The 5035-nt window shown below is 50.5% G+C and carries 6 protein-coding genes; 1 reads left to right on the top strand and 5 read right to left on the bottom strand.

From position 1 onward, the window contains the following. Window positions 1-246: 246 nt before the first annotated feature. The 4 genes from potF to nfsA all read right to left on the bottom strand — a co-directional run bounded on the left by potF (window position 247) and on the right by nfsA (window position 4062). Window positions 247-1356: a spermidine/putrescine ABC transporter substrate-binding protein PotF gene (potF, locus tag AC1DUO_RS23190; RefSeq protein WP_013575814.1), complete on the bottom strand. Its 1110-nt coding sequence runs from the start codon at window positions 1354-1356 to the stop codon at window positions 247-249. A gap of 431 nt (window positions 1357-1787) precedes the next feature. Then, window positions 1788-2270, bottom strand: a complete 483-nt coding sequence (locus tag AC1DUO_RS23195) for a type III secretion system chaperone family protein (RefSeq protein ID WP_013575815.1) — start codon at window positions 2268-2270, stop codon at window positions 1788-1790. 148 nt (window positions 2271-2418) lie between these two features. After that, on the bottom strand, window positions 2419-3321 hold the full coding sequence (gene rimK / locus AC1DUO_RS23200; RefSeq protein WP_013575816.1) for a 30S ribosomal protein S6--L-glutamate ligase: 903 nt from the start codon (window positions 3319-3321) through the stop codon (window positions 2419-2421). A gap of 18 nt (window positions 3322-3339) precedes the next feature. Next, window positions 3340-4062 (bottom strand): oxygen-insensitive NADPH nitroreductase, encoded by a 723-nt coding sequence (gene nfsA, locus AC1DUO_RS23205; RefSeq protein WP_013575817.1) that lies wholly within the window; start codon window positions 4060-4062, stop codon window positions 3340-3342. Between the two features lie 285 nt (window positions 4063-4347). Between nfsA and AC1DUO_RS23210 the strand changes: the two genes are divergently transcribed. After that, window positions 4348-4614, top strand: a complete 267-nt coding sequence (locus AC1DUO_RS23210; protein WP_013575818.1) for a GrxA family glutaredoxin — start codon at window positions 4348-4350, stop codon at window positions 4612-4614. A gap of 78 nt (window positions 4615-4692) precedes the next feature. Here the strand turns inward: AC1DUO_RS23210 and ybjM are convergent, their stop codons facing one another. Beyond that, the gene (gene ybjM, locus AC1DUO_RS23215) at window positions 4693-4962 is read right to left on the bottom strand and encodes an inner membrane protein YbjM (protein WP_477988950.1); all 270 of its coding nucleotides are present in this window, start codon (window positions 4960-4962) and stop codon (window positions 4693-4695) included. Window positions 4963-5035: the final 73 nt, after the last annotated feature.

Genomic DNA, 5035 nt, shown 5'->3' on the forward strand with positions numbered 1-5035 from the left:
GAAAGTGCCTGATCGGTATACCCAAAATACAGCCGGAGAAAGTGCCTGATCGGTATACCCAAAATACAGCCGGAAGCAAAACGTCAGCGGCCCCGCCATCAATAAGCGGAGCCGCGTTAACGATACTCAAAATCATTCTGGTTGCATCAAGGCGGCAAGTGAGCAAGTCCCCGGGAGCTGACACACGTCAGTGACCGGGGCGCGTTCGCGCAGCCAACGCAGAGGCAGCCTGAAGGATGAAGAGTATTATTTGCCGGTTTTAACCTTGGTCCACGAACGGGTGATCACGCGGTCAATCTTCGGATCCTGAACTTTCAGGGTGAAGAGTTTCGCCTGAACATCGGCCGGTGGATAAATGCCCGGGTTGTTACGCACATCTTCGTTAACCAGTGGTGTCGCGGCTTTGTTTCCGCTGGCGTAGTAAACGGTGTTACTGATTTGCGCGATAACTTTTGGTTCCATCAGGTAATTGAGGAACTGATAGGCTTCATCGAGATTTTTAGCATCTGCCGGGATAGCAAACACGTCGAAGAAGGCCAGCGCCCCTTCTTTGGGAATGCTGTACGCCACGTTCACACCGTTTTTCGCTTCTTTCGCGCGGTTACCCGCCTGCATCACATCACCAGCCCAGCCGATTGCCACACAAATGTCGCCGTTCGCCAGGTCGTTAATGTACTGAGAAGAGTGGAAATAACGGATGTTCGGACGCAGTTTCAGCAGCAGATCGTTGGCTGCACCGGTGTAATCTGATGCTTTGGTGCTGTTCGGATCCAGATGCAGATAATTCAGGACTGTTGCGTAGATTTCCGCAGGGGCATCGAGGAATGAAACGCCGCAGCTTTTCAGTTTCTCGAGGTTTTCAGGCTTGAGCACCAGATCCCAACTGTCTACCGGGGCATCTTTACCCAGAACGGCTTTCACTTTATCGACGTTATAGCCGATACCGGTGGTCGCCCACAGATAAGGGATAGCGTATTTGTTGCCCGGATCATGTTGCGCCACCATCTTCAGCAGCTCAGGATCCATATTTTTGTAGTTTGGCAGTTTGCTCTTATCCAGAGGCTGGAACACACCAGCCGCCAGCTGACGTTCGAGGAAGCTGGCCGACGGTACCACCAGATCGAAGCCGGTGCTGCCTGCCATGAGTTTGCCTTCCAGCACTTCATTGGAATCAAACACGTCGTAAACCACTTTAATGCCGGTTTCCTTCTGGAAATCAGGCACGGTATTTGGTGCGATATAATCGGACCAGTTATAGATATGCAGCGTTTTTTCATCCGCAGACGCTGTGACGGACGCAGCCATAACCAGGCCGGCGACAACACCCGATAACCACTTTTTACGCAGGGTGAACATCCGTTACTACCTCCAAGACAGGGAATATAAATCGAATTTGTATCATTGAGACGGATACAAAACCTTTCACACAACTGCCAACCGACACCCATGGAATATGCATAGGCATTCAACGTTGACGCATACGCTGCCTGCGAATTAACCGTTTGGTTTTACGACGTAATCACGCTTGATGCAGAGTCAGAAGCATAGCGCCTGCAACCCTTGTGTACCAGCCTCCTGAGACAAAACCGGCGTTTATCGATTAATTATGCAGATTTAGTCTATACCGTCTGGCATTTTGCCTTTTAACAAAGTGAAATATCTGGCAACAACCACACAAATGCAGCATAACTTATGGCGAAAGCGGATAAAGGCAGCGGAGCCGCAATAAGCACGGCTCGCAGGAAAGGATCTTCAGAGGGGGGAAATGAATGTCCGGAAATGGAAAATTAATGCAGTAAAGGCAGATTCACAGAAGTGACCGGCATGCCTTCTTCTTCCTCGCCAAGGAAAAGCAGGTCATTGGCGTGCGCTTCGAGAATAATCATCGACATCTGCTCCTCAGCCTGTTGCAGGAAGAAAGCAAACTGCTCTTCCGTCACACCCACTGCAATCGTCAGTGACTGGCAAACAATCAGTTTCGGCAAATTGTCGTCCTGAATATCCACGAACGCTTTAATGGTCAGTGAACTGGCATTAATCGAGCTCAGATCGGCCACCAGCGGGATCAACGCCGTCGGTTTGACTTCGGCCAGTGCAGAAAACAAAATCACATTATCTACAATATCGAGTTTGGCATCAAAAATGCCGTCAAAATTCTGCATATGCGGCAAATGGAGAGCCTGACAGGAATCACACTCGAAAAAAGAGATGCCCAGCTGATCCAGCCAGCGCCGCAGCAGCGCTAAATCAGGGACGATGAGCGAATCCATAGAATGCCTCACGAGTTCAACACAACGAAAAAAACAAACCCTTCGTAACGCCAGCGGCATTACGAAGGGGTCATAGCTTACGGAATATTGCCGGTCAGCGCTACGATCATTACCGGATTGATGGACATTTAACGCACGGGAATAAGAATTAGCCACCGGATTTCAGACGGAATCCCGGCCGCGCTCTTTGTTCGATATAGTCAATCATCATACCGGCGATATCCAGACCGGTGGTGGCTTCGATCCCTTCGAGCCCCGGCGAGGCATTGACTTCCATCACCAGCGGCCCGCGGTTTGAACGTAAAATATCAACCCCGGCGACGTCCAGCCCCAGAGTCTGCGCGGCTTTAACCGCAATGTCTTTCTCCTGCGGCGTAATTTTGACATTGGTGGCCGTCCCGCCGCGATGCAGGTTCGAGCGGAAATCACCCGGTTTGGCCTGACGCTCAATCGCTCCGACCACTTTTTTCCCCACCACCAGACAACGAATGTCGCGCCCTTCTGCTTCGCGGATATATTCCTGCACCAGAATATGCGCGTTCAGGCCGCGAAATGCGTCAATGACACTTTCTGCCGCCTGACGGGTTTCTGCCAGCACCACACCAATCCCCTGTGTTCCTTCAACCAGCTTCACCACCAGCGGCGCACCACCGACCAGCGCAATCAAATCGGCGGTGTCATCCGGCGCATTAGCAAAACCGGTCGTCGGCAGATCAATGCCTTCACGCGCCAGAATCTGCATGGAACGCAATTTATCGCGCGCCCGGGTGATCGCCACCGATTCATTCAGCGGGAAACTGCCCAGCATTTCAAACTGACGCAGCACCGCTGTGCCATAGAAGGTAATCGCGGAGCCAATTCGTGGGATCACCGCATGGTACTTATCCAGCTGATGCCCGCGATAGTGCACGCTGGGCGCAGCAGGATTGATATTCATGTAGCAGGACAGTGGATCGATAATGTCGATCTCATGTCCGCGTGCTTCAGCCGCTTCCTTCAGGCGTTTACACGAATACAACGACCCGTCACGGGAAAGAATTGCAATTTTCATCCAACACTCCGTCGCCGTTTAGCGTGTTGCCCAACCTTGCTTGTGCAATGCGTCCAGCATAAACGGACGTTGTTCCTTTTTAAGGGTACGAATAATCAAATCACTCCAGGTATCGCGTCGGGCATTGCTGTCGCGTTGCAGATAATACGCCGATAGCGCGTCGTCATATTCTGCCAGTTGCTCTTTATCTACCGGCTGATAGCTGTTTTCATGCACCAGCAGAGACTGCGGCATACGCGGCTTGACCTGATGATCCTGCGCGGGGGTTCCGATACATAAACCAAACAAAGGCATCACAAATTTAGGCAGTTTCAGCAGATTCACTACGTCTTCCACCTGATTACGGATACCGCCGATAAACACACCGCCCAGCCCCAGTGACTCCGCCGCCGTCATGGCATTTTGCGCCATCAACGCGGTGTCCACACAACCGAGTAACAACTGCTCGGCCAGACCCAGCTCGGCTTGAGGGTTGATTTGTAAATTACGATTGAAATCAGCACAGAAAACCCAAAATTCAGCGGCGCTGGCGACATATTTCTGACCACCGGTGTACTGCACCAGCGTCTCCCGCAGCACAGGATCGGTAACGCGGATAATCGAATAACATTGCAGAAAGCTCGAAGTCGAAGCAGCCTGAGCGGCGGCAATAATGGCTTCACGTTGCTCGTCCGGGACCGGTTGATCGGTAAAAGCACGGATGGAGCGGTGTGAGCGCAGAAGATCGATGGTCGGCGTCATTAAAAAATTCCTGAGCGGTAAGGATAAATAAAAAAGTTGCCCCAATCATTCATGCTGTGAGCACCGTTTGCAAGGATTCCGGCACCTGTAGCTGTAACAATGTACTGTGTCTGAAAAAGAGTGCCGGTTCATTCAGATAGGTCAAAGGTATCGGACTGACAGGTAATTCCTGCTTTTTTTTATGGTTTGTAACAGGCATAGTAGCGACATCAAAAAGGTGATGTGGTTAACAAAAACAGACATTCCCCTTTCATTTATCTTGTTGGCATTAACAAAGGAGTCTCCATGTTTGCAGTAATTTTTGGGCGTCCTGGCTGTCCTTATTGCGTACGCGCTAAAGAGTTGGCTGAAAAACTGACTGAAGAACGTGATGATTTCAACTTCCGCTACATCGATATTCACGCGGAAGGCATCACTAAAGCCGACCTGGAAAAAACCGTGGGTAAACCGGTAGAAACCGTTCCGCAGATTTTCCTCGATCAGAAACACATCGGTGGCTGTACTGACTTCGAAGCCTATGCCAAAGAGCATCTGGCGCTGTTCAGCAACTGATCCGCGATAAAATAAAGATATACACAGCCAAAAGGCGCTCAGTGAGCGCCTTTTTTATGGCTTCTACATCATGACATGTCAGTGTTGCCTGAACTGCCGGTAAGCAATGACCAGCAAATGAACCAGCATAGCGCCCAGAACACACCAAAATATCGCACTGGTGGCATAGGCCAGTTCCTGCATCAGCGGACGAACGCGTGGATAAAAGGCCATGCGCAATAAAAAGCACACAGGGATGGAAACCAGCCCGCCGACAAAGGACGAAAATATCGCCGAATCGCGGGAAATCAGCGACGTCACCACGCCGGGAATTAAAAATAATAACAGGATGTAATTCCCGTTTAACAAACTAGCGACGTTTATATTCACAAGGATAACTTATTGTTTACCAACAAATTCTTGATATAGGAGAATGTAAAGG

It is taken from the genome of Rahnella sp. P4_A8, from assembly GCF_056402435.1.

Bases quoted from the DNA above. Each gene is read 5' to 3' on its own strand.
- potF (WP_013575814.1), bottom strand. From the start codon at position 1,356: ATGTTCACCCTGCGTAAAAAGTGGTTATCGGGTGTTGTCGCCGGCCTG.
- AC1DUO_RS23195 (WP_013575815.1), bottom strand. From the start codon at position 2,270: ATGGATTCGCTCATCGTCCCTGATTTAGCGCTGCTGCGGCGCTGGCTG.
- rimK (WP_013575816.1), bottom strand. From the start codon at position 3,321: ATGAAAATTGCAATTCTTTCCCGTGACGGGTCGTTGTATTCGTGTAAA.
- nfsA (WP_013575817.1), bottom strand. From the start codon at position 4,062: ATGACGCCGACCATCGATCTTCTGCGCTCACACCGCTCCATCCGTGCT.
- AC1DUO_RS23210 (WP_013575818.1), top strand. From the start codon at position 4,348: ATGTTTGCAGTAATTTTTGGGCGTCCTGGCTGTCCTTATTGCGTACGC.